Origin of the sequence: Haemophilus paraphrohaemolyticus (assembly GCF_002015045.1) — a bacterium.
GTDB classification, from domain to species: domain Bacteria; phylum Pseudomonadota; class Gammaproteobacteria; order Enterobacterales; family Pasteurellaceae; genus Haemophilus_A; species Haemophilus_A paraphrohaemolyticus.
The window spans coordinates 1-893 of record NZ_MUXX01000029.1 but is presented as its reverse complement, the minus strand read 5'-3'; the positions used below and the strand labels follow the sequence as shown (position 1 = coordinate 893).

Here is an 893-nt window from a genome sequence, read left to right as displayed (position 1 = left end):
GTTATTGTGATGGCGGATAAGTTCCAAGTGGTCAAAAACGCACAAGATGGGTCGCCAAAATCCATGTTATCGGTAGTCAACGATCAGATAGCGATTAACGGTGATTTAATTGCTAACGGGCAAATTACTGCGGCGAAACTTGCTGTGGGTGCAGTCCGAGCAGATCATCTTGCTGCAGGTCAAATTTCAGCAGATAAACTGGCGATTGGGTTGGGTGGGAATTTGCTCACTAATCCGATTTTTGCTAATCCAACAAACGGAGTGCCTTATGGTTGGAGTATGCACGAGAGAGCTTTAGCTCCTAATAAAAGAGGTAGCAGAGAGTGTTTTCAAGACAATGATTGGGGATTGAAAAAAGGTGGTTATTTACCTAACGAAAATGTAATTAAATGGCATATCAATTTAAATCCTAATAATGATGTGCGAGTTGGATTAACTCAAAATGTGCCGATTGTTGCAGGGCAATGGTATATGTTATCGTGTTATATGGGTAATCATAGAGCAACCAACGTTCAAATTTATTTAGATGAACGGAGTGCAGATAATGGTTATGTTGGACATCATACATACAATTTAAATCCTAACAGTGGTGCGAGTTTTGCAGGATTAAATAATGCTAAACGAGGATTTATTAAATTTCAAGCTAACGAAAATGCAGTTAGCCTAGATGTTCACTTTATGCTATATAACCGTGTGGTAGGTAATGTGTTAGATAGTGCATATATGTTCTTAGCTCGTCCAATGCTCGAAGAATGCACTGAACACACCCGCGGACCTAGCCCTTGGCAAAATGCAGGAGTCACAGCGATTCACGGTGGTTCGATTGTCACCAATTCGATTACCGCTCAGCAGATTGCAGCGAATACGATTACAGGCAATGAGATTGTTGGTGG

1 protein-coding gene is annotated in these 893 nt (G+C 41.0%); it reads left to right on the top strand.

Annotation, left to right across the window (positions count from 1 at the left end):
• Positions 1 to 893 (top strand): phage tail tip fiber protein (locus B0184_RS10345; protein WP_039850978.1); only part of this gene is annotated, 893 nt, incomplete at both ends.